The 24,531-nt window shown below is 48.9% G+C and carries 12 protein-coding genes; 5 read left to right on the forward strand and 7 right to left on the reverse strand.

What is annotated here, in order from left to right:
- Nucleotides 1-103: 103 nt before the first annotated feature.
- The 6 genes from EL628_RS01410 to EL628_RS01435 all read right to left on the reverse strand — a co-directional run bounded on the left by EL628_RS01410 (nt 104) and on the right by EL628_RS01435 (nt 10,609).
- A complete protein-coding gene (locus tag EL628_RS01410; RefSeq protein ID WP_161975196.1) occupies nt 104-1,870 on the reverse strand; it encodes a phospholipase D-like domain-containing protein in 1,767 nt (588 codons plus the stop codon).
- A 7-nt stretch (nt 1,871-1,877) separates the two neighbouring features.
- The gene (locus EL628_RS01415) at nt 1,878-3,278 is read right to left on the reverse strand and encodes a CCA tRNA nucleotidyltransferase (RefSeq protein WP_126578027.1); all 1,401 of its coding nucleotides are present in this window, start codon (nt 3,276-3,278) and stop codon (nt 1,878-1,880) included.
- 310 nt (nt 3,279-3,588) lie between these two features.
- Nucleotides 3,589-5,724 carry a polyphosphate kinase 1 gene (ppk1, locus tag EL628_RS01420; protein ID WP_126578028.1) on the reverse strand — a complete coding sequence of 712 codons (2,136 nt, stop codon included), beginning with the start codon at nt 5,722-5,724 and terminating at the stop codon, nt 3,589-3,591.
- A gap of 199 nt (nt 5,725-5,923) precedes the next feature.
- Entirely contained in the window at nt 5,924-7,186 is a 1,263-nt protein-coding gene (locus EL628_RS01425; RefSeq protein ID WP_126578029.1) for a lactate racemase domain-containing protein, read from the reverse strand.
- 289 nt (nt 7,187-7,475) lie between these two features.
- Nucleotides 7,476-8,672, reverse strand: a complete 1,197-nt coding sequence (locus EL628_RS01430; protein ID WP_126578030.1) for an FIST signal transduction protein — start codon at nt 8,670-8,672, stop codon at nt 7,476-7,478.
- Between the two features lie 125 nt (nt 8,673-8,797).
- Nucleotides 8,798-10,609, reverse strand: a complete 1,812-nt coding sequence (locus EL628_RS01435) for a M3 family oligoendopeptidase (protein WP_126578031.1) — start codon at nt 10,607-10,609, stop codon at nt 8,798-8,800.
- Between the two features lie 438 nt (nt 10,610-11,047).
- Between EL628_RS01435 and EL628_RS01440 the strand changes: the two genes are divergently transcribed.
- On the forward strand, nt 11,048-13,024 hold the full coding sequence (locus tag EL628_RS01440) for a sensor histidine kinase (protein WP_126578032.1): 1,977 nt from the start codon (nt 11,048-11,050) through the stop codon (nt 13,022-13,024).
- A 252-nt stretch (nt 13,025-13,276) separates the two neighbouring features.
- Entirely contained in the window at nt 13,277-13,798 is a 522-nt protein-coding gene (locus EL628_RS01445; protein WP_126578033.1) for an NUDIX hydrolase, read from the forward strand.
- A gap of 7 nt (nt 13,799-13,805) precedes the next feature.
- On the opposite strand, the gene EL628_RS01450 is transcribed toward EL628_RS01445, so the two are convergent.
- Entirely contained in the window at nt 13,806-16,820 is a 3,015-nt protein-coding gene (locus EL628_RS01450) for an FtsX-like permease family protein (RefSeq protein WP_126578034.1), read from the reverse strand.
- 303 nt (nt 16,821-17,123) lie between these two features.
- On the opposite strand from EL628_RS01450, the gene EL628_RS01455 reads away from it, so the two are divergent.
- From EL628_RS01455 to EL628_RS01465, 3 genes are all read left to right on the forward strand, one after another.
- Entirely contained in the window at nt 17,124-17,777 is a 654-nt protein-coding gene (locus EL628_RS01455) for a MerR family transcriptional regulator (RefSeq protein ID WP_126578035.1), read from the forward strand.
- Nucleotides 17,778-18,073: 296 nt separating this feature from the next.
- Complete coding sequence (locus EL628_RS01460) at nt 18,074-21,589, forward strand: transglycosylase domain-containing protein (RefSeq protein ID WP_126578036.1); 3,516 nt, start codon at nt 18,074-18,076, stop codon at nt 21,587-21,589.
- A 588-nt stretch (nt 21,590-22,177) separates the two neighbouring features.
- Complete coding sequence (locus EL628_RS01465; protein ID WP_161975197.1) at nt 22,178-24,397, forward strand: transglycosylase domain-containing protein; 2,220 nt, start codon at nt 22,178-22,180, stop codon at nt 24,395-24,397.
- Nucleotides 24,398-24,531: the final 134 nt, after the last annotated feature.

Here is a 24,531-nt window from a genome sequence, read left to right on the forward strand (position 1 = left end):
CGCTGAGTCCCCGGATAATCTCGCTCTCCAGCCTCTGATGGACTCCACTGTTGTATTCCTTGTAGCTGCATTACTCTTTAGCGTATTTCAAGAGTATTTCAAGCTAGAGCATCGCAATCTCATCGTTAGAGGTGCTCGCGGTGCTCTCTAGCTTCTGCTCTGGCGCTGCATCGGCAAGAAGAGAGAGCCAACCTTTCTCTGCATCGACTTCAAAACCATACTCTACGCCTAGATCACGACGGATATATGGTACAAGGTGACCAGCTAAGAGCCTCTGCTGCTTAATTGCCTGTAGATTCGCCTGCGCCTGTTTAGCAAGAAGATCACGGCTCACCAATGGGTCGCCCAGAAGACTATGCAAGCGTGCCCAGTGAGAAGACAGGTCCTCGCGCATCCGCGTAAGCTCCGCAGTTGGATCGGTCCTCCCCATGACATCAACGATGTTAAACAGTGTTTCCTCGTTCACCAATCCCAGGTGTTCGGCCATCAGCAATAGGCGCAGCCCTTTAGCCATAGCTGGCTGAAGGAGAACTACATTGAGCTCTGCATCATCCCTCATCCCTCGATTATTGAGATTGGCTGAACCCAGCGTCAACCATTGATCATCCACGATCGCGACCTTCGCATGTACATAAATAGGACGATAGTATGTATCATTCTGTCTCTGTAACGAGGATGCCAATGTATACACTTGCAGTGTACCAGAATCGACCGCATCCGGCACTAGTTCGCAGAGGTAGCGCAGGCCATCGTCCGAAAATTCGCGCCCAACGTTTGGATGATCGGGCAATATCAATGTAACAACTACCCCACGGCGCAGAGCTTCTGCCAAAGATTGAAAGAACGCTTCCATATATGTGGTCTCTAATCCCAGCAAAGGCGTATCCAGACCAAGATAGGTACGACGCCAGAAATACTGGTTCTCGAGATAAATTGAATGCTGTGCCTGCGCAAAGGCTTTTTGATAGGCTTCCAGGATGGTCGCTATTCCATCGGGTGGTGTAAAGGCATAGGTCTGTGCAGGAATAGTGCGCACGATCTGTGTGGGAATGCGCTCTGTCTCCATTGGCCGCTGCACAATATCTGCGGTCAGATCCGCAAAAAGTGGCAGATCAAGCTGCTTGCGCTCTACAACATCATTCCAGCGCTGCCGAAAGTTCTGTTTCACGTCTGCAACGGCTGATCCCTCAAAAAAGAGATGAACGTCATGCCATCCATGGGCGATCTCGCCATTTTTGCGGCGGCGCAGTATATTATCAGAGAGATGCCCTTTGGTATCCCACCGATCATATTCGCCATCACCTTCAGACATCATGTCAATCCCACCAACGAAGGCATAGCGATCATCAACCACAATGGTCTTCTGATGCAGGCTCGCAATCGGATGGCTTAATGTCAGGTGGCTATCATCACGAAGACAGCGGACGCCGATCTGCTCCAACTGCTCATGGATCTGTTTGGGGCCTGTAGCAAAGGGCCAGCTGAGAGCGTCCCATAACAGGACGGAGACCTCTACGCCTTTAGAGATTGCATAGCGGAGCACATTTAAGACGCTCAGCTCTTCGCACTCGAACCAGAAGCGCAGATCTTCATCAGAGAGATTGCGGCTACGTAGCCACTTCAGAAGATCCTGTTGGGCTGGCGACCCATCCGGTCCCGCTCGATGGTGCATCCCACGTACCAGCAAGAGCTCGGGGGTCATGCCCCAGGCCGCAATACAGATACTTTGTCGAGCACTGACAAACCGCTGACACATCTCTAACATTGTCATCCGCCCATCAATCAAAAAGGCGGCTCGCGATGTATCCCTGACCGAGAAGTCGGACTGCGCCATCCAGGAAGAGGGGGAAAGATCCTTCTCATTCTGCATAAATTCGTTAATCCTCAAACGTATCCAATAAAGTGCGGGCGATTTTTTCTGCCTCTTCTTTATCATCAGGAGAAAGCACACCATCAATAACCAATCCTAGCAGATGATCCTTGACGGGCCGCAACCAGGGTCCAGGTCCACGTTCAAACAAAGCCATCAGTTCATTACCATCTAGAGGGCTCTTCAATGGCACGCGTTCGGCCTCTTCCTTAAGCCGCTGGCAGCGCTCTCCTAGCTCAGAGACGCGTGCGGTCGCCCGATTGACTTTATCTGCCCTATAGCTTGTAATATCAGCGCGTGAAAGATCTAGCAGCTCTGGAAAGGCCTCACCACAATCCAACATTAATCGCCGGACAGCGCCATCGGTCCAATCAGAAGTATAGGCGTTGGCCCGCATATGGAGTTTGACCAGCCGGGAGACGGTATCAATAAACTCACGATCAAAGTGCAGCCGCTTTAAAATATCACGAGCCATATAGGCTCCTACATCTTCATGGCCAAAGAAGTGCACTTTATTATCTTCAACGCTCTTTGTACGTGGCTTAGCAATATCATGCAACAGGGCAGCCCAACGGGTGACAAGACGTGGAGTAGAGCGCTCAACAACCCGTAAAACATGAGCATACACATCTTTAGTCGAGACTGAACGTGGTATCGGCTGCTGAGTTACTCCTCGTAGCTCGTTGACCTCAGGAATAATCCATTCCATCAGGCCTAGCTCAACCAGCAGATCCAGCCCCTTCGCAGGATGATCCGACAGCAGAAGCTTATTCATCTCATCACGAATTCGTTCACGGCTAATCTTCTGGAGCTTGGCCGCCTGACGCGCAATGGCTTGCTGCGTCTGACTCTCAAGCGTGAAATTGAGCTGTGCCGCAAAACGGACTGCCCGTAAGAGGCGCAGAGGGTCCTCATCAAATCGCTTGTCAGGCTCATCGCCAACGGCACGAATGATCTGGCGCTCGAGATCCTGCTGGCCTTGAAAGAGATCAATTATCTCGCCGGTCAACGGATTGCGGGCCAGAGCGTTGATGGTAAAGTCGCGCCTGCTCAGGTCCTCCTCCAGTTTTGTCCCAAAACACACCTCCGGCTTGCGCGATTCGGGATTATAACGCTCGCTACGAAAGGTCGTAATCTCAATAATACTTAGCGTGCTCTTGTCCGTTTCAGTGGCCGTGTCATAATGCAGGCGCACAGTGCCAAAACGCTCGCCCACCAGGACAATCGCAGATGGTCTGGTTGGAGCGACCAGACGCTTGATCTCGTCGGGATGTGCATCGGTGGCCATGTCAGCATCACTTGAGTGTTCGCGATGCAGCAACACGTCCCGCACAGTGCCACCGACCATATAAAGTTGTTTCTGCTGAGCATGAAAAATTTCAGCTAGCATTATGATGATGTCAAGCATGCTAAAATCTGCACATCCACTGTTATAGGATTTACATTAGGGTTTGAATGGTTTACAGCCCGCATAAAAAGGCCTGTCAGGCGTACTATTAAGCCGGGCATCGCTGGTCTCAATCTTATGATGGGACTATTGTATCATGTCGGGGTGTTTCTTTAAAGCAGGTAGGATGATCGCCCAGATATCCACTATGTGCTCTCTCATCCTCTCTTGCGTATGTATTCGCCTCGATTGGATGAGAGAGCACACATCTGGTAGGGCTCTCTGAGGAAGATCTTATGCATACGGCAGCTCGCCTCTATGCACCTGGCCTCTATGCACTTGAAGGAATGGCACTGATCGTTGTGGTGCTTCCAAGCTCTTCGTCATCAACTTCAAAGAGAGGATGTTCCATAAACCAGCTCTGACAATCAAAGGGATCTTCACCTGGCTCTGGCCTGAGGCGTATATAGTTGCCATCAGCCAGCAGTTCATGGGAATTGGTTGTGTCTGAAAGAACTGGTTGGAGAACCTGCTCATACAGCTCTGAACGCAGCGTCTGAGATTCGATAGGAAACAGCACTTCAACGCGCGTATTGAGGTTGCGCTGCATCATGTCAGCACTCCCCAGATAGAGCTCCTCTCGGGCATGATTTCCAAAGTAGTAGATCCGGCTATGCTCAAGAAAACGACCTACAATACTGCGCACACGAATATGATCGCTTACTCCACGTACCCCTGGCCTCAGACAGCAGATGCCTCGAATAATCAGATCAATCTCGACTCCAGCTTGCGAGGCTCGATAGAGAGCATGCACGATCTCAGGATCGGTAAGTGAGTTCATTTTAAAAATGATGCGACCATCCCCATGCTCTATATGCAGGTCAATCTCGCGCTGAATCCGCTCCAAAATTCCTTTACGCAGTCCCACCGGAGCTACCAGCAGTTTACGGTAAGAGCTCTGCCTCGAATAACCTGTTAATGAATTAAATAGCGCAGTCACATCCATCCCAATATCGTTACGACAGGTGAAGAGACAGAGATCCTCATAGATTTTTGCGGTCGAGGCGTTGTAGTTGCCAGTCCCCAGATGGACATAACGCCGCAGACCCTGCTCCTCACGACGCACAACAAGCGCAACCTTGGCGTGCGTTTTGAGTCCCACCAGACCATAGACAACGTGCACACCAGCTTTTTCTAGCTCTCGCGCCCAGACAATGTTATTCTCCTCATCAAAACGGGCCTTCAGCTCAACTAAAACTGCTACCTGCTTCCCATTTTCCGCCGCCTGCAAGAGAGCATTCACAACTGGCGCGTTCGAACCAACACGATAGAGCGTCTGCTTAATCGCTAAAACCTGAGGATCGTTGGCAGCCGTACGAATAAAATCGACGACGCTGTTAAAACTATCATAGGGATGATGAAGCACAATATCGTATTTTTGAATTGCTTTAAAGAGATTCTCTCGCTCACGAATAATGGAAGGCGTACGTGGGGTGAAAGGGGGATCTTTCAATTCAGGTATAGGTAGCTTTACCAGCTCTGCCAATCCGTCCATTCCCAATGGCCCATCGATCACCTCGAGGTCATCAGAGGTAATCTCCAGGTTGTCCAGTAAGAGGCTGCGAATTCGTGGGGGCATCGATGGATTAACGGCCAGGTCAACTACCGCTCCAAACCGTCTCTCTCTCACCTCTTGCTCAATATATTCAAGAAGATCTGAGGCATCATCCTCCTGGAGCTCAATATCTGCATCCCTTAACACACGGAAGGGGTAGGATTCCCAGATCTCAAAGCCAGGGAAGAGCTGGTTCAGATTGGCCGCAATAACCTGTTCAATCCACACAAATGCTCGGGACTGCACAGATGGCACTGGCAACAAACGCGGCAGAACAGGGGGGACTTTGAGCCGCGCAAAGAATTCATTATGCGTCGCATCCGTAATGACAACGGCGAGGTTCAAGCTCCGATTAGAGATATGAGGAAAAGGATGTCCAGTATCGACAGCTAAGGGTGTTAAGACCGGAAAAATATCCTGCTCAAAATATTCACGCAGAGCATCTCGTTGTTGCTTATCAAGCTGTTCGTAATCCAATATATGGATGTGCTGTTCAGCCAGCAGGGGAAGCAGTTCGTTACGCCAGTACTGACGCACCTCTTGTATGATAGGCGAGAGCCTCTGCCGAACAGCCTTTAACTGCTGCTGAGCCGTCTGTCCATCTGGACTACGCCGGGTAATGCGCGAAGCTACCTGATCCTTTAAACCAGCCAGACGAATCATCATAAACTCATCCAGGTTTGTCTCAAAGATAGAGATAAATTTTACACGCTCTAATAAAGGGTGGCGGCTATCCTTTGCCTCCTCAAATACCCGACGATTAAACTCAATCCAGCTCAGCTCTCGATTGATATACAGATCCGGACGCTCGACCGCTGATGTCGAAGCTTTGGCTACTATGTTCTGATCCATCGAATAAATCTCCCAATCTCTCTACCCTGACCTTATTCTAACATCTATTTATATAACGGAGCAAACGACCGCGAAGCACCGCCATCCAATTCTCGTCGATGTTACCAGTCCCCCTGTAGAGAATGTGAGAGTCACGTCTGTCGTCAAGCTCAAGATGTTTCTATGTCCATTCTACATTGAGAAGGCCTCGAGAAGGCCTCTAGCCTCTATGAGGAGAACGATAGAGCATCTCTCCAGCATGCTCAACCAATAAAATGCCCTCTTGTTCGCGCCCGACCCACTCTTCTGGATGCAGAGTGCGATAATCACAGTAGCCTAGCTGAATACGGCGACAGCGCTCTTCTGGAATGCCAGTAGCAAGCGTGACCTGAATCCGTGGAACTTCTCTGCCGCTTTCAAGATAATATTCACCAGCCCCCTTCACATGGGTGCTGTGTGCCAGGATGCTCCCTGGTACATCTTTAAAACGCTCCCATTGCTTGAGAAAATAGTCGCGAACATGGTACCCAATCTGGTCAATAAGTTTTCCATGGGTATAAGAGACCTCTGTGATATGGGGTGCGTAAATGATTACTTCCCCACCATCGGCGATCACTGGCTCAGTCTTATACATAGCCTTGGCAGCAGTCCACAGATCGTCGTACATAAGAGAGGGCATAGAGAGGACACGCGTGTACCGCTGCGGCAGATGCACTATATTCAATTGCGCAGACAGCGCAGCAGCCGCCTGAAAGGCCTCACGATAGTCGCCGCTATACATTCCATGCAAGCTCTGTCCCTGCATCACCAGGGTAAGACAGAGGAGTGGGCGCGGCAATAATTCGGCGGCCCGATGAATAACACGACGCACAAGCGTGTCCTGCACGCCAATCGTCGCCATACTGGTCATACAGGCACCCAGCCAATGCGTAAAATTGATGATGTCAGGGCCTGCAATACCTGGAAACAGATACTTGGCACCACCCGAAAAGCCTGCAACCTCATGGGGAAAGACCGGACCACAGATTACTATCTGATCATAGTCCAGAATCAAGCGATTCAGCGTCACGGCAACATCTTGAGAAAAGAGCCCGTCTGTCAAAAGAGCAATCTCCTGGCCCGAGATCGTACCAATAGGTACAAGTGCGGTTGGATCAGACCAGTGGTGATTAAAAATCTGTACATCAGGATAATAGTGCCGACGTTCAGCCGCCGACAGACCGACTAATCTATCAATCGCCTCTTCTGTCATTGGCGGATGCGTCCCTAAAGCAATCAGATAATCCAGACGCGCCACTGAGTCCCTCAGTTGCTCGCACAGAAGTCGAAACAGCAGTGGGATAGGCGCAGTACGTGTGCTATCAGGGATAATCACTAATACGCGCTTTCCCACCAGAGGGAGATCAGCAAATGTCTGAGCTATAATCTGTTGCACAGCCTCGGACGACAATGTCTCAGCTACAGTACCATGTCCAATGGGCATAATAGAACTACCTTGTCTTTAACATAGAACATTCTTATCAGGAGCCTCTATTCAGGCTGATCGCGGCGCGCACGTGCCATAATAAATACCCATATCGGCACCACAATAACCACAATCAGACCCGTTAGAGCAGTAATCACCCCGGCGGGCGATGTAATATCAATCATCTTTTTATCCTTTCGATCTGTAACGATACTGCTATTCTAACAGATCCTCATAAACGAAGAGAAGATCTCCCCTCGAGCAGGCCGCTGGCCATGATCTTCTCCAGGGATGGTGGCTGCCATCTTTAGATGGAAGCGTGTACTGGTACAAATAAGGCCAGACTGGCCGTAAAACCATGTAAAAATGGGCGCTTACCAACAGGTCCAATCTCACCATTACAGAACAATCCAGCTAGAGGCAAGGGGCCCAGCAGATCTTCAACCAGTTCGGCATCATGATTAGGGGCGGAAAACATGCTCATACCACGACCATTACAGGTACAGAGCAGGCCAGCCAATGGCTGAATCTGACCTAATTCCTGTCGAGCCTGTGTTAAGAGAGTGCGGAGATCCATATCAGCGGTCGCCGCATCTCGCATCTGAAATTGTAGCGTCTGCCCCACGCGTGGAAGAGCGCCAATTGCCAACGCACCTGTCCGCTTCTCAACCCCCAGCAACTGCCGAATAAGAAAACTACCACGCGTAAATGTATCTTGATATTCATCGGCAGCCAGCCCTACCAGCAGGTTCCGTTGCACACGGCGCTGTAAAGTTGGACTAAGGCTTTCAAACGTATCAATGAGAAGATCATACGCAGGTCGATTGGAGATAGTTGCAATCAGTCCATTGTCCTGAATCTTGGTAATCGTCCAGGCCTCACCAATGGGCTCACAGCCCTGTGAGACCAGGGGCAGAATACTATACGTCCCCCCCAATGCCAGCGCCACGCCACCCTCATCATAGACTTCGTCATTTAGAAAGACATAGGTGCGGCGATCCTCACTATCGCCCGAAGCAAGACCACCCAGCATCTGTTTGCCTGGATAGGCTTTCCCCATTCTCTCAATAAGACGCTCACAGTCCATCTGAAATGGATCAGCAAAAAGTAACCAGGAATTCACTTCCTCAGGCGGACAGGCCAGCGCAGTTCGCCAATCGTTGGGAGTTGTGAGATCCTCTACCATCTCTTGCGTCAGCCGGACTGGCTTCAGGGTCGCTCCTGGTAGCGTGAGTGCCAGGAGCGAGAGCGCTGGTAGATCTTCTAACTCTTGATCATCACCAATCACACCCTGACCAGAACAACCAAGTAGCAGGGGTGAACCCAACGTCTCACGCACCCGGCGCAAGATCTGCGAAAAGTGCGGTGTATATTCATAATTTGCGAACAGAAAGACCAGATCAGCGCTTTGCGTCCCCAATTGATCGAGCACCTGTTGTAGCGCCTGTTCCCAATCTTCATCGATAGCAATCGCCCCTGTTGCAAAGGGAGTGCGGTGGTCCATATGTCCTCTTCAGTAACCAGGTTGACCCGGAAAATTAGCAGCAAAAAATCGTGCTCTAAAAGTATCGCATACTGTACAGAAGGACGCAATCACAACCACATGCAATCCCAGAAGCTGACCTCTTCTTACTGCGTCAATTCGCAAAAGAGGTTGATATCCTGGCGAATAATGTCCAGACTCGCTGTCCAGAAGGCTTCTGAATAGAGATCTATCTCAAAACGCGCTGCTAACGTGGCAGCATCGGCCAGACCAGTTGAAGAGAGCAGGTCGTCGTAGCTCTGTTTAAAGTACTCTGGATCTTGTTGATAACGAGCATAAAGGCCGAGACCAAAGAGCAGACCAAACATATAAGGATAGTTATAAAAGGAAAGGCCTGTACTATAATAATGTCCTTTAACAGCCCACATGTATGGATGCAGATAGGATTGGTCGAGCCCATCACCATACGTCTCAGACTGCGCTTCGAGCATTAATGTATTGAGCTCCTCTATAGAGAGCTCTCGGCGCTGACGCCTCTCAAATGAACGCTGCTCAAACAGAAAACGGCTACAAATATCTACCACAACCTGACAGGAGCCCTGCAATGAGGCCTCAAGGATGGTGATCTGCTCTTCTCTGCTGGCATTACGCAAAGCAGCTTGCTGGATAATTGTTTCACAAAAGATGCTGGCTGTCTCCGCTAGAGTCTTGGGTAACGAGCGTTGCAGAGAAGTGCGCGAGGCCAGATTAAGGTTATGGTATCCATGGCCTAGCTCATGAGCCAGTGTGCTTACTTCACCAAAGGTAGACTTAAAATTTGCAAATATGCGCGATTCTTCGCCACGTAAAGAGGTGCAGTAGGCACCGTCGCGTTTACCAGGTCGGGGCTCGGCATCAATCCATTGCTCACGGAAAGCACGCTGCGCAAAATCTGCCAGACGCGAGGAATACGTGCTAAATTGGGTAATAATAAAGGTCTCTGCCTCCTCAAAGCTCCAGGCTCTCTGTTGCGTGCCCAATGGGGCAAAGAGATCATACCAGGCCAGTTGGGGTAGCTGTAACGTATGCGCTTTGGCGCGTAGATAACGCCGAAAATCAGGAAAGGCTGCGCGGGCAGCGTTCAACATGGCGTTCAAAATACCCTGGTCAATGCTATTGGCAAAGAGAGAGGCTTCTAATGGAGAGGCCCACTTCCTCCGCTGTGAGATCGTGTTGACTTCTCCTTTGATGCTGTTATAAGCAGCAGCTAATGGTAAAGCGATCTGTCTCCATCCCTCCAGTTCAGCATCATAAGCAAGCTTGCGTATCTCTCGGTCGGGATCTGACGCGAAATTACGAATAGCACTCATCGGTAGCGACCGCATTTCATTCTGTACAGATAGAGTAACAAGCAATTGTGATGTAAGGTTGGTATGAAGCTTTGACCAGGCAGAGCCAGCGCTAACGTTGAGCTCGGCCGCGAGATCCTCTTCCACAGGCGACATCAAATGGGATGACTGTTCTTTGGTTTTACGCAAACTATAAGCATGGGCTTGAACCAGCGCAGAATGGCGCAATAATTCTTCTTCATCCAGTGAACCAATCCAGGCAGTAAAGCGCGTACCTAACTGTGCCAGGAGCACTTGCACTGGCTTGAGTTCGCTCATGCTCGCTTGCGCCAGATCATTGTACGAATCTGTGCTCACCAGACAGCTCACATAGGCAAAGATAGTCCTGGCCTGTTCAAGGACGTTGTTATAGCTCTCAAGGACCTTCTCAAAGGTTGGGACAAGCCGGGTATAGTCTGCTGGTACGCCGGGTGCACTGGCTAGCTTCCCTACCTGGGCATCATCAAAAAGAGAGGCCAGAGCACCCACCTGCCCGGTAAGATCTTTCATCCCCTGTGCAAACTCTTGCGATGATAGATCAGGATAGACAACACTCATATTCCAATGAGGTAACGCTGAAGTTTTTGTCAAAACAATCTCTCTCTTTCGTCAGCACCATAGCTACTCTACTCGACCATCCTACAAAACAGTGGTGAATAAAGTCCGGGAGTAATTTACTTATCTACAAGAGATAACGTCAATGAATGCTCATATTGTAGCACGAAAAGTGCTAAGAGGAGGATCATAGCGCTTTCTTTACCATGAGCGTGCTCCTTCTTATACCTCTCACAACGCTTAGACTGTAATACACAAGATTGACAATAGTCACTATCATTGTTCCAGGGGCTTTCTTCATTTCAGAACACAGAGTATAATAAAACAGAAGTTTCAAAGAGGAATTCAGTATTAAGAATGTACATACTACCTAAAGCTTTAGTGCATCGAGCTTTAGGAGGTAGATCTATAAAAAAGCTGTAGCTCATCCAGAGATGAAAGTAGCATAAAAGCTATAAAGGTTAAGAATAGCTCATGCAGGATTCAACACAGTACAGTAAGCCACAACAGCTCACTGGATCGTATAGCGATCAACAAGAACGCTTGCTGGCATATATTACTCAACAAAGTACGCTACTCCGTTCGCATACCGAAATTCATTCGCTACTGGACCAGATTGTCAACAGCGTAGCAGGCTTACCTGGCTACGAACAGACGGCTGTGTATCTCAATGGCTCACAAAATTTTTATCGCGTGGAGACGCAGACGGTGTCTGACGACCCTCATACTCTGGCCCCCAGATGGTCTTCGTTCAAGGAGGCCAATTCAATCTTCTATTATCTGCAACCATCCCTGACCCAGGAATTTGTCTATGAGCTCATTGGCAAGCCCTCTAACCGCACCCCAGGTGCAGTGGTAACGGAGCTCACTGATGCGAAGGCAGCAGTACTCTATCAACTATTCATCTCGCCAGGAGGCAATAGCAACGATAGTGCAAGACAGAAGACCACGACAATTCCATCCAAACAAGAGCTCATTGTCGTTCCTCTGCTAAGTGATACGAGCTCATTGCTGGGTCTCCTGTTCCTACAAACTGCTGCGACATTATCAACAACCACTCAGGCAACGCTTCATCTGCTTACGCTCTTTGCGAGTCAGCTCAGCATGTCCCTCAGCCGCGCCCATCTCCATGAAGAGCTCAGGCGCGTCAATGAAGAACATGTAGCTTTAATTGAAGTCAGCCACGCCCTCTCTATTCCAGAGGCACTTCAGGATCTTCAAACGGTCTATCACAGTATCTATGAGCAGATCTGTCAATTGATGCCCATAGATACCTTTATGTTATTGAACTATGATCGAGAGGCGAAGCAATTAGTGACAGATTTTGTGGTTGAGGAGGGTCTGATTATTCACCCTCACGATACGTCACCGCCAGACTATCTCCAAGATTTTGTGGATTGTAGCAAAGATTATCACGTCTTTCCCACCCACGAAGATTTTACTGACTACCTTCAGCAGAGATCTACCAGAGGCTTTGAGCCTGAGATTGCGCCCGGGATACAATCTCAGTTGATGTTGACCATCCCTGATGGAGATGAGCCCTTAGGCTTGCTGGTCCTTCAATCTCGCCAGAAGCATTGTTATACCATCGACGATATGCATATGTTCCGAGAGATCGGAATCCAGGCAGCATTGGCAATTAAAAATGCCCAAATGTATAGCGCACTCCACAAGGCGCTCAAGCAGGCTAAAGACTCAGAGCGGATCAAAGATACCTTCTTAACGACTGCTTCTCATGAACTGCGTACACCTCTAACAGCGATTCAGGGCTATTTAGAGCTCCTCGATACCTTCCATACGACACTATCCGATGAAATGAAAGGGCGCTTTGTCGATAATGCTCGTATTGCGAGTGAGGAACTTGTTCTACTCATTGGCAATATGATTGATGCCAGTCGGCTTGAGCAGGATAAGGTAGAGCTAAAACTGGGGACAACAACCCTGTATGAAGCGATAACAACCATTGTAGAGATTTTAAGCCCCATTATTAAAAGAGATGAGCGCCAGATCTCAATTCAGGTTCCTGAAGATCTGACTGTCTGGGCTGATGATCTCCGGTTGCGCCAGATTCTGCTCCATCTACTCAGTAATGCGTTAAAATATACGTCATATCCATCACAGATCGCAATTTTCACGGACTGCTTAAGTTATCATGAAGCAAGACAGCGCTTTCCAGATCTTCAACAGACGACAATGCTCTCGCCTCAACGCCAATATGCCATCATTACCATCCAGGATTGGGGACCGGGGATTCCAGTCGAAGAACAACCTCTGCTGTTCCTTAAATTTATGCGCCTTAAATCGGCCATGAATAGTATTCAACGTGGGGCAGGTCTGGGACTGTATCTTTGCCGCCAGCTTAGTGAGGCCATGGGGGGCCATGTCTGGTTGGAGAGCTCGGGTCGAAGTGGTGAAGGGGCTAGCTTCCGTATTGCTCTTCCCCTGCCTTGAGATTATCCTTTTTTACTGCTTGATACGATCATAGTCCTCCATGTACATGACAGAGACAGGTCTGCCTGACACATGTTATATCACGCTGATCCCACAAAGAGCGTTGCAGTCGCAAAAGGTTCGAACGGCTATACAACCACTAGACAGTTGAGCTAAAATGAAAGAGATGCCAAAAAGAACTCGTAGATTATCGTCTTTGGAGTATCGCGCTTGTAGCCCACCCACTAAGCTCACAGAAAACAAGGAACAGCAATGGAGATCACTAATACTTCTGCACGCAAGATGATTACGTTTAAAGAGCAAGGACGAAAATTCACCTATCGCGTAGCAGGGATCGTTTTTCACAACGGTCATGTCCTCTTTCAACGCTCCACGAAAGATCCGAAAGAGGTCTTTGGTTTTCTTCCAGGTGGGCGCGCAGAACTTGGCGAAAGTGCCGAAGCGACGCTAAAAAGAGAGATGCTGGAGGAGCTTGGAGTCGAAGCAACCGTAGAACGGCTGGTCTTTGTCGTTGAGAACCTTTTTACTGAGGAAGGGCATGCCCACCATGAAATCAATTTTCAATTTCTTATGCACTTTCCAGATGATTGCTACCTCTATCAGGGAGACACTACCTTTGAGCGACACGCAGACGACGAAGAGCTACCAATGATTTTCGATTGGCTACCAGTTGCTCAACTCGAACAACTGGCAGTCTATCCAACCTTTTTAAAACAACAACTTCAACAGTTACCTGAGCAGACAACACATATTCTTCAGATTAATCAAGTGTAAGTTTCGTCTAATCTTCGTTGAGGCGAAGCGTCTGTGCAATACCTGGACGGGAGACGATTCGTATCATCATACCCAGAGCCAGAATACAGACTCCCAATAGAACTGCAACGGCAAGCCCTACCAGAGTTGGCACAATGATCTGAATAGGAGGAATATTCTGCGCCAGATACAGCTCCTCACTACTTGTATTCGCTCCTGTAGAACTGGTAAATAGCAATGCCGGTACAATCATCGTGGAGACAAACGCTCCAAAGAGCACTCCCAACACCATACCAGTCGTATAAATGATGGATTGCTCCCAGGTTAATGTACTCGCGATCTGCCGAGGAGCAGCCCCCAGAGCGCGCAGAAGTGCAAAACTACTCAAACGATCATGAGCATTCAACCAGCTTGCTAATAGATTGCCAACCAGAGCCAGCAAAAGAACCGTCATTGGACCAAGAGCCAGAATACCGATCAGATCTAGATAGAGTGGTGCATGGTGGAGAGTATCAATCAGGGCCAGACGATCCTGAAGTCCATCAACTGCAGTGGAACCGTTCTGCAAAGCAGTTGTAATACGTATCTGTGTACGACTATTCCCGTCCCGAGCCTGGAGCCAGACGCGATTAAAATGTAGAGGAGCACTATTAGCCACATTCTGTCCATAGACAGTCATATATGTAGTAGCATCAACAATCATAGCACCAGGAAGCGGGAGCGAAGGAATATGCTGAACCTTAGCTAGAGCGACAAAGCTCAGCTTCGTTCCCAGGCTATTTGAATCGCTCAAGACAAACTCCTTGCCGGGAGTTAACTCCAGGGTATCCCACAGTGTAGAGTCGACAATGGCAGGAACGAGATTATTCTTGATTGCCGCCTCTCTTCGAACGCTCAACTGCCTGGTCAGATCCCCTACCGTTGCCGTTGAATTATCCTGTGGCCAATAGATGGTCCGCCCATATGTCTCAGCGTCAACCGCCAGCAGATTCAATGACAGGTCCAGATTCGCGCCTGCTTTCAGATCAGGGCTATAATAACCTAGACTTGCCGACTTGACGCCGGGAATGTTCTCATAGCTGTGTGTTGCATCGTTCAAATTCGTCAGATCAAGCATAGGAACAGGGATCCCACTAAAATCAGAGCCCACCTGGTATGCAGCAACATCATAAGCTCTCTGGGCCTGAGATGAATAAAAAATCAAGGCAAAGATCGCAAATGCCGTCGCCAGGGAGAGAAGCAACGTTAAACGCAATGCCTGGCGCGGCGAACGGGACATCTGCGCTAGAGCAACCATCGAAGCCGCTCCCCGATTACGAATAGTTAACCAGGAGCCCAGGCTCAACAGATAGGGGAAAATCCGTAAAAAAAGTAAAATTGCAGCCAGGACAGAGAAGATTGTTCGCGCTAGAACAAGGGGCGAAAGCAAGAGTAAACGGAGCTGAGGGTCTAAAATATTGGAATTGGTAAGATAAGCCGTGACAATATATCCAACGACCATCATGACTACCGCTACGAGATCAAGATTCCAGCGCAGCCAGAGCGGCTTACGCGTTGCCCGTGAAGCCTCACGCCTCATCGCCAGCACATCTAAAGAGGTTGTATTGTTAATCGCAACCATCATCGCCAGCAAGACAATCAGCGCCGTTGTCAGAGCATACAGCCAGACAGAAAGAGCCGCCGCAAGAGGATGATCTATCAGGACATTAACAGCGCTAAGGCTTCTTGCAGGCAGAAGAGCTCTCGCGGACCACAACACTACCTCAACAGCCAGGAAGGGCCCACTCAGAAATGAGAGAAGGGCAATGATACTGCTTTGCACCAGTAGCGACCCGAAGATCTGTTGCCGGCTGGCCCCTCTACTTCGCAAGAGAGCAAGAGCACCTGCATGGCGCTCAACCAGGAAGTCCGCCATCAAGCTCACAAAGTAAAGAATTAAGAAAAAGATAATGAGGACAAAACCCATCACTGGAATCGTTGCGACAGAAGACTCATCACTAAAATGGGTCAGTGCATCAACCGGGCTCTGCACCGTTAGCTTGCTAAAGGCTTCTGGACTTGCATAGAGCTGTGGATCATTACTTGTAGCAATCTGCGCATTCGAGAGACTCGCAGTAAGGGTTTTAAGATCACCCTGGGTAATTTTTAACATCTCAAGGTTATAATACCAGGAAAGGGTCATAGGCAGCTCAAGAGTCGAGAGGGCCGTTGGGTCCCCAGACGTCACTTGATTCCCCGTTGGCCACAGCGAGGCCAGAGCCCGGGTAAAGGCTACATTGGAGACCAGAGGCGAATAGATATAACGGGTTATATTTGCATCGGCATTCTGTACATAACTGAGAAAACTTGTGCCATGCCAATAAAAATCATCGGCTGCTGGCTGCTCAAAAATGCCAACAACCTTGAGAGGAAAGACATTATCCTTACGGAAGACTGGTTCAAAGGCTGTAGCGATATCTGTGCCAATGACTGAACCCAGTTGTAGATGCAGATTGGTCGCACTCTCTTGCGTGAGCGCAATCTCCAGCGTCTTATCCTCTCCTAACCCATCGCCGGGCAGACGCCCCTGAACCAGCTTCAAATGTCCTTGTGCCTGATCCATTGGATAGCTGACAAAGGTCAACAGATCATTGCTAACATGCAAGGGCTCTTGAGGAGTTGTCCTGATTTCCAGGGGAAGGAACGAAGTCGTTATTGAGAATTGTTTCGATTTTATAAAAGGCGCGATCCCATCCTGTACATGCTTATCTACCAATGAAGTCAGGCCCTGTTGATCTGCTGGCAACAACTTTGTACTCTGTCCACTCACAATCAATGTCGAATTATGGACGGATGCCGAAAGAGTATCGCGCAGACCGGCAGTTGAAGCCACCTGAGAATACAAAGGAGCTACACACACAAGAATTACCGATGCTAGCACGCCCATCCCTGCCAGCATCAATAAACCCCATGTACGGCGTAGCTGCCATAATGCCAACGTGAAAACCGTAGGCAACCACGTCTTCTGTTGCGATTGAGGACGCGATCTGGTTGTAGGAGACATTCCTCACCTTTTTTCTAGTGAGGAAAGCAGGCTTATCCTCACGGTCATTAGCCAACCCGAAGATTTGCACATATGTCATCCTAAAATATGTGCATGACAACAAAGCAGAGCAACAATACATACGCGCAAAGTCACCTGTTTATCACAGCTTGCTTCCAAGTATAGCGAAAAGCTGTGATAGACACCAGACACTTGACGATAAGTGCAGAATTCTCTAAAATCATGCTAGGACAATTAGACTACCTGTAACACCTTTATTGAGCTACTTTCATATCAGAGCCACACACCCTTCAGGAGGAAATTTTGTCATCACAGACCGGAGAAGAGTGGTTAAGCTTACGCGAGGCGGCAGAGATCCTGGGGATGCATCCTGCAACAGTGCGTCTATGGGCGGATCGCAATGAGCTGCCTTCACGACGTACGAGTGGTGGTCATCGTCGTTTCCGCAAAGCAGATATTGAGGCCCGTCTGCGTCAGGAGAGTGAGCCCAAGGCCGATCCCGCTGCTCAGTTACTCATTCAAAGCGTGCTCGGGCGCGTGCGCTTCGCCTTTACTGACGGCACCCTTAATACGCTACCATGGTATCAGCATTTCAATGATGCTGCCCGGGATGCCTACCGGCAGCTAGGACGACGTCTGCTCGATCTCTTATTACGTGCCCTTACCGATGGTACCCAGGCTGCCCTGCTACGTACAGAAGCCATTGAATTAGGCTATGCCTATGGTTCCATTACCTATACATCTCATGTTCCTCTGGCTGATACAGTACGGGCTTTTCTCTATTTTCGCACCCTGATCGATGAAGGAGTACTACAGGTCGCCGAGATTCGCGGAGCACGCGATCATGATCTCCTCTGGCTCGAAGGACTTCATCAGATTCAGGCCATTACCAATGAAATCCTCCCTGCATTGATCGAAGGAGCCCAGGGTGAAGGTGATTCCTCAACCCGCAACTAGTACTCTCGGGCTCTTACGAGCAGAAAATATCCATAAAACGAAACGTTTTAATCTACCTCCTCGTTTTACTAGTAGAGAGCTTTATACTAAGGGCGTGCAAAGGAAGCAGCCAGTTTTCCAATGAGATAGACTGGCCTGGCCAGTAGATGAATCTAGTATATCTATATGTATGGCACCCCCTTGCTTTTTTTCGCCCGCTAAGACGCTATCCTCTAAACATAGTGGAATATATTGTATCTACCGTCCATTTTCTTGTTTTCTTTTCAAGAAATATTAAAATGATCTGAGGGATCTCAATGCCTATAGATAAGAGACACGACTCGCAGGAGAACCTCCCTCTCCAGTCGAATAGACAACATGATGCACAACAACCCGAGCAAACAGCAGGGTCACATCCATCCATACCTGCATCAAAACAACCAGCCGAACCTCCATCAGTGGAAGCTACCTCTACAACTTCTGACCTTCAGCAAGATACAAACGAACAGATCAAAGAGGAGCCAGCTCCAGTAGAGATTGTTCCGGCTGCTTCAGACTCTCAGGCTATCAGACACGATTCGGCTGATCAGAGCTTAGAAGATCTGGAAACGACCAGTAACTCAGCCGAGGAGATAAACGAAGCTAATGAGCTTATAGCTGAAACTCAGCCTGCTTCTGTAGATTCTTTTGAAGAGGATACCAAAACTCCTCAGAGCAACTCGTTTGAAGAGGATACCAAAACTCCTCAGAGCAACTCGCTTGAAGCGGATACTGTAACTCCTCAGAGCGACTCGTTTGAGGCGGATACCGAAACTCCTCAGAGCGACTCGCTTGAAGAGGATACCAAAACTCCTCAAAGCGACTCGTTTGAGGCTCCCAGATCTGATGATGATCCAGACCTTCTCGATTCTGATGATGATCTTACTCAGACGGCAAAAAAGCCTGCCATTATTTTACCTCCATCATCAGAGACGGAGATCTCACTCTCTTCTGATGAGGAGAAACCATCTCTAGACAACTCTGAGCTTTCCACTGTTGAGCAGCCCATCGTAGCACCAACTTCTCCGGACAACTCTGAGCTTTCTACTGTTGAGCAGCCCGTCGTCACATCAACTTCTCTGGACAACTCTGAGCTTTCCACTGTTGAGCAGCCCATCGTCACATCAACTTCTCTGGACAACTCTGAGCTTTCCACTGTTGAGCAGCCCGTCGTAGCGAACACAGAAGTGGAAGAGCCACCAACCCTACGTATGCGGATTAAACCATCCAGCGGACAGCAATTTGCCAATGATGATGATGCTACGGTTAAATTCCGTCCGTTTGATGTAGAGAAACAGCCGACCACACGCCTTCCACAAGAGATCGAAGAGCAAAAAACAACACTCTTGCCATTGGGAAAGATACTCACTGGTAAATTTCGCGCAGTTCGAAAACCTGAACAGCTCCCTGCCATGGGTATGTCTGATGGGTTCATAGAAGGAAGTCGCAAGCCAACCTCAGCCCAGGCTCTGCGCGACCAGCGTCGCCGTAAAATTCTTGTGCGCCACGTTGCCCGCAAACATATGCGCGAAGTGCGCCTCCAGGACGAACGATCTTTCCGCCGCCTCTGGACGACCCTGCTCAGTATGGCGCTTGCCCTGGTCCTGCTATTCCTGATTATTGTTGGCGGTGGCAGCTATGCAGCCTATCGCTTCTACAACGATACTCAGACGCAATATCAGAGTCAGGTGCTGAACCTGCGCGATCTCCTACCCAAAGACAATCTCAAAATGTATGACAGCCAGGGCATTCCAATTGGAGAACTTACAACGTTTGGCATCCATACAAGCGTCCCCCTCAAAAAAGTCTCGCCCTACCTCATTAACGCAACAGTGGCCACAGAGGATAAAGATTTCTGGACCAATCCAGGCGTCGACATCACTCGTATTCTGAGCGCCGCTATCGAAGATCTGCGTCATGGTCACGTTGTAGAAGGTGGAAGCACCATTACGCAACAATTGATCAAAAACGTCGTCATATCGGATCAGAATCAAAACTTCCTGCGCAAGCTTCAAGAAGTCTCGCTCACACCAGATATCAATAGCCACTATACAAAATCCGATATTATGGAGATGTACCTGAATAGTATCTCCTATGGCGTTGTCAATGGCACAGAAATTAAAGGGATTGACTCTGCGGCCAGCATGTATTTTGGCCTCAGCGATCAACCTGATAAGCCTGCATCTGCTCAGCTTGATCTGGCACAATCTGCGATGCTGGCGGGTATCCCTAACTCACCCACAGCCTATAATCCAAAGTTACATCCCAAGGCGGCCTATGATCGCTTTGATCTCATCCTGGGCTTCATGCTCAAAAATAATTATATAACGCGCGAACAGATGATTGACGCAGAGAATGAGGCTCAAAAACCCGACTTCCTGAAAGATCCACCGCAGAGCATACAAAATCGTGCGCCACACTTCTTCTACTTTGTCCTGGGTCAATTAGAACAACAATATCACCTTACTGAGAGCCAGCTCTCAGTATCTGGCTTCAGCGTTTATACAACGCTGGATATTACCCTTCAGGATAAGATTCAGAAGATCATGCAAGATCATATCGCAGAATTGGCCAAACCTGATCCCGTTAATCATACCCACGTCACTAATGCAGCCTCAGTATTGATTGATTTCCATACAGGTGCAATCAAAACGCTCTTAGGAAGCGTCGACTATAATAGTAAAACCATTGATGGTAAATTTGATGTTGCGACCCAGGGTTATCGCCAGCCAGGATCATCATTTAAGCCCTATGTCTACCTTGCAGCCTTTGAGAATGGTGCCTCACCAGGACAGGCAGTCGATGATAATAAATTGGTCATTCACGATCCAACATCTAATCCACCAGACTTCATTCCACAGAACTATAGTCAGACAACCAGCGGCCATATGACCCTGCGCTGTGCTTTACAGAACTCGCTTAACATTCCGGCAGTAAAAGTGCTTCAGCATGTTGGCATCGATAAGGCAATGCAGGTTGCCAAAGATATGGGCATAGCGAGCTATACAGGAACGCCTGGCTATTCGCTGGTGCTTGGTGGCCTCGATGTCCACCTACTGGATCATACCTCGGCCTATGGTACCTTTGCGAATGGCGGCAAACACATGCCTTATTATGCCATCGACAAAGTTGTAAATATGAATAATGGTCAGACGTATACTCATCCCAATGAGGAAGGAAAACAGGTTATCAGCCCACAGCTGGCCTATATGATGACCAGTGTTCTGAGCGATAACCAGTCACGCTTACCTGAGTTCTATGATTGTAACCTGCTCCAGCTCTACTCTAACTCTCAAAAAGATTGCTACAGTGGGAACCGTGGAGCAGTACGAGCTGCCGCTGCGAAGACTGGCACCACCAATGACTTCCACGATAACTGGACCATGGGCTACACCACGGACTATGTTATGGGCGTCTGGGCTGGCAATAACGACAACTCATCCATGGGTACGATCCTGGGTGTCACGGGAGCCGCACCAATCTGGCACGATGCAATGCTCGCCGCCGAGCAGGGTCATCCGATGGTGACAGACTTCCCCAATCCAGGTGGCCTCGAACGCCATGACGTTACCTATCCCGATGGTGTGAAGACAACCGACTGGTATCTGCCTGGGACAGCCCCAAAATCAGCCAGCCCTGCAAATCCCAGTCCCACCAGTACCCCCAAAGCAGACCAGAAACCTTCTGGTGGTACCTATGGAAAACCCTATTGTCCCAATAACTTTAGCTATGCATTCCCACCACCAGCCGATGACTATGTCGACGGACGTTCACCTATTCCTGGCGTGTGGTAAGCTCAAACACATCGTTCACAGCTTCACCGAACACAGAACCTGCCAGGGCCCCACTCTCCATCTAAAGAAGAGTGGGGCCCTTCTTGTTGCCTGATCCATCCATCTCCTCTTCAATAAAATGCACTATTTATAGATACAGCCCCTAAATGGGTAGGTTTCGAGCCACGTTACCATCTCTGTATATGTAGCGTTACTACATATACAGGGTAATCTCAACGTCGAAAAGCTCAGGCATAGAAAATGGTACGATCCAACTTCGCGAGTTGTTCAGGATTTTCTTATCCGGAAAGCAAGCTGCAAAGCGTGTTCTGGCGGCATATAGCGCAGTATAGAGGATGGAGCAAGGGCTGGCTGGCAAAAAATCGTTTATTAGTGTTGTCCAGCCTCGCCAATAATCATCTATATGTACAAATTATTGCCGCATAAGTCCGATTTATTCAGAGGCATTGAATAGACTATCTATTCAATGCGATTCAAGCTCATACATAGGGACAGAGTCTGTATGCAGGTGAAGAGAGTAAGATGGGGAAAGTAGATTTGGGTATGCAAACAGAGAAACGATTAGAATCAGAAGAGGGGCAGGTATCAATGACAATGACAAATAAGATTCCCGCCAAACTGCCTCCGCAGAGCCGGGCTGCGGCAGCACAACGACTCTATGATCAACCTACCAGACCAACACCTGGCACCTTTTATCCTGTTGCACACAAGCTTTCACGACCGCCAGGATGGCGCACACGCCGTTATCTTAAGCGGAAAAATCTTCGGCAGAGCTTGCTTCGTTACGCCGCCACCGAGCGCACAGGAACGCGTGCGATGCTTCCAATGGCTTTTACGGTCTTCAGCATCTTTCTGGCGACGATGATTGTCTTTGTTGGCCTCGTGGGCTTTGTCCAGGCAACGCAACAGCGCTATGGGCAGGATGTGCTCACGCTGGAAGATATTCTCCCTAAGGATAATCTCAAAGAGTATGATATGCATGGCCAGCAGATCTACCAGATGATGGATCAGGGCTTACAAACAAGTGAACCACTATCTCAGATCTCTCCCCATTTAGCCAACGCAGAGATTGCAATCGAGGATCAATACTTCTGGAAAAATCCCGGCTATGATATCACAGGGATACTACGTGCTGCCATCGATGATCTTACCACCAAGCATGTGGTCTCGGGCGGAAGTACGATTACTCAGCAGTTGATTAAAAATGCAATCGTTGGCAATCAATCTACAATATTACGAAAGTTACAGGAGATCATTCTAGCGCCTGAAATCACCCATTATTACACCAAAGAGCAGATACTCACAATGTATCTGAATACGACTTACTACGGGGAGCAGGCGTACGGTGCGGAGGCTGCTGCATTTGCCTACTTTGGTCTCAAGGATTCTAGCCAGGGAAGCGGAGCCTCTCAGTTAGATATTGCCCAATCTGCAATGCTGGCAGGCATTCCCAGCTCACCAATTGCCCGCGACCCGTTACTCCATCCCCAGGCTGCATTTACCAGAATGCAAGAGGTTCTACAACAGATGTTTGTCCAGGGCTACATTACAGCCCAACAGAAAACCGATGCCCTACAAGAGGCGCATTCAGCCACTTTTTTTAAACGTGGTAAGATTAATAATCGTCTGGCACCACACTTTGCTCATTATACGCTCATCGAAGTAGCCAATGACCTTCATGTGCGTATCTCTGATCTGTCACGCTCAGGAGTTATTGTTCAGACGACGCTCGATCTCCCTTTCCAGAATAAGGTTCTGGCAATTGCCCAAAAACATATTGCAGAGATGGCTCAAAAGCATCATATGTCTAATGCCGCCGTCTCGGTCATCGATTATCATACAGGAGCCATTCGTGCCCTGGTAGGAAATATCAATCCAGATAGTCCTACAGATGGAGATTTCGATGTGGCCTCCCAGGGATTTCGTCAGCCGGGCTCCTCTTTCAAGCCGTTCATCTATGCGACAGCCTTTCAGCAGCATATCAGTCCTGGTGAACCTGTGATGGATGGCCCCTTAACCGTTCAGCTCTGCTGTGGCCTACCAGCCTACTCTCCGCATAACTATGATATGGCTTATCATGGCCTTATCACCTATCGTTATGCTCTACAGAACTCATTCAATATCCCTGCCGTCAAGCTTCTGCTGCGGACTGGGGTTGAACCTGCTCTCCACACAGCCCAGGTGATGGGGATTGGGAATAATTATGAGGGCATCCCCAATTACACAATGGTGCTGGGAACTCTGAGCGTTCATCTTCTCGATGAAACAGCAGCCTATGGCACCTTTGCCAATAGTGGCATCAAGGTCGAAAAACATGCCGTAGATACCATTACTGACGCTCAGCATCATGTCATTTATCGCTATGTGCCTAAGGGGGTCCGGGTATTGAGTGCACAGGCAGCCTTCATGATCACTGATGTGTTAAGTGATAACGCAGCACGTACATTTGAGTTTGGCAAGTGTAGCTCGCTCTTTTTGTATAGCAATACGATGCAGCAGTGCTATGGAGGAAATCCAGGACCCATCCGTGATGCGGCCGCTAAGACTGGTACCTCCACAGACTTTAAGGACAACTGGACGGTAGGCTATACGAGCGATTATGTTGTTGGCGTCTGGGCCGGCAATAATAATAATACGCCAATGGTCGATGTAACAGGCGTGGATGGGGCAGCCCCCATCTGGCACGATACGCTCCTATTGGTCGAGCAGGGCCACCCATTTCACAGCCTGCAATCTGCTCCAAAAGGCGTCATAAAAAAGACTGTTCATTATCCATACTTGACAAGTACTGATTGGTACCTCAAATAAGTAGCGTCCCTGTGGTACCTGTATTGACCGATAAAGACAGGCTGGAAGGCCCTCTAGATGGCCTTCCAGCCTGTCTTTTCTATCGCGATCTATGACCCGCTTGTCGCATTTTCGTACCCATGTGTCGCCTCATA

The organism is Tengunoibacter tsumagoiensis (assembly GCF_003967535.1).
Classification (GTDB): Bacteria; Chloroflexota; Ktedonobacteria; order Ktedonobacterales; family Ktedonobacteraceae; genus Tengunoibacter; species Tengunoibacter tsumagoiensis.

Coding starts and splice junctions, on each gene's coding strand:
- EL628_RS01410 (WP_161975196.1), bottom strand. CDS start 1,870: ATGCAGAATGAGAAGGATCTTTCCCCCTCTTCCTGGATGGCGCAGTCC.
- EL628_RS01415 (WP_126578027.1), bottom strand. CDS start 3,278: ATGCTTGACATCATCATAATGCTAGCTGAAATTTTTCATGCTCAGCAG.
- ppk1 (WP_126578028.1), bottom strand. CDS start 5,724: ATGGATCAGAACATAGTAGCCAAAGCTTCGACATCAGCGGTCGAGCGT.
- EL628_RS01425 (WP_126578029.1), bottom strand. CDS start 7,186: ATGCCCATTGGACATGGTACTGTAGCTGAGACATTGTCGTCCGAGGCT.
- EL628_RS01430 (WP_126578030.1), bottom strand. CDS start 8,672: ATGGACCACCGCACTCCCTTTGCAACAGGGGCGATTGCTATCGATGAA.
- EL628_RS01440 (WP_126578032.1), top strand. CDS start 11,048: ATGCAGGATTCAACACAGTACAGTAAGCCACAACAGCTCACTGGATCG.
- EL628_RS01445 (WP_126578033.1), top strand. CDS start 13,277: ATGGAGATCACTAATACTTCTGCACGCAAGATGATTACGTTTAAAGAG.
- EL628_RS01450 (WP_126578034.1), bottom strand. CDS start 16,820: ATGTCTCCTACAACCAGATCGCGTCCTCAATCGCAACAGAAGACGTGG.
- EL628_RS01460 (WP_126578036.1), top strand. CDS start 18,074: ATGCCTATAGATAAGAGACACGACTCGCAGGAGAACCTCCCTCTCCAG.
- EL628_RS01465 (WP_161975197.1), top strand. CDS start 22,178: ATGACAATGACAAATAAGATTCCCGCCAAACTGCCTCCGCAGAGCCGG.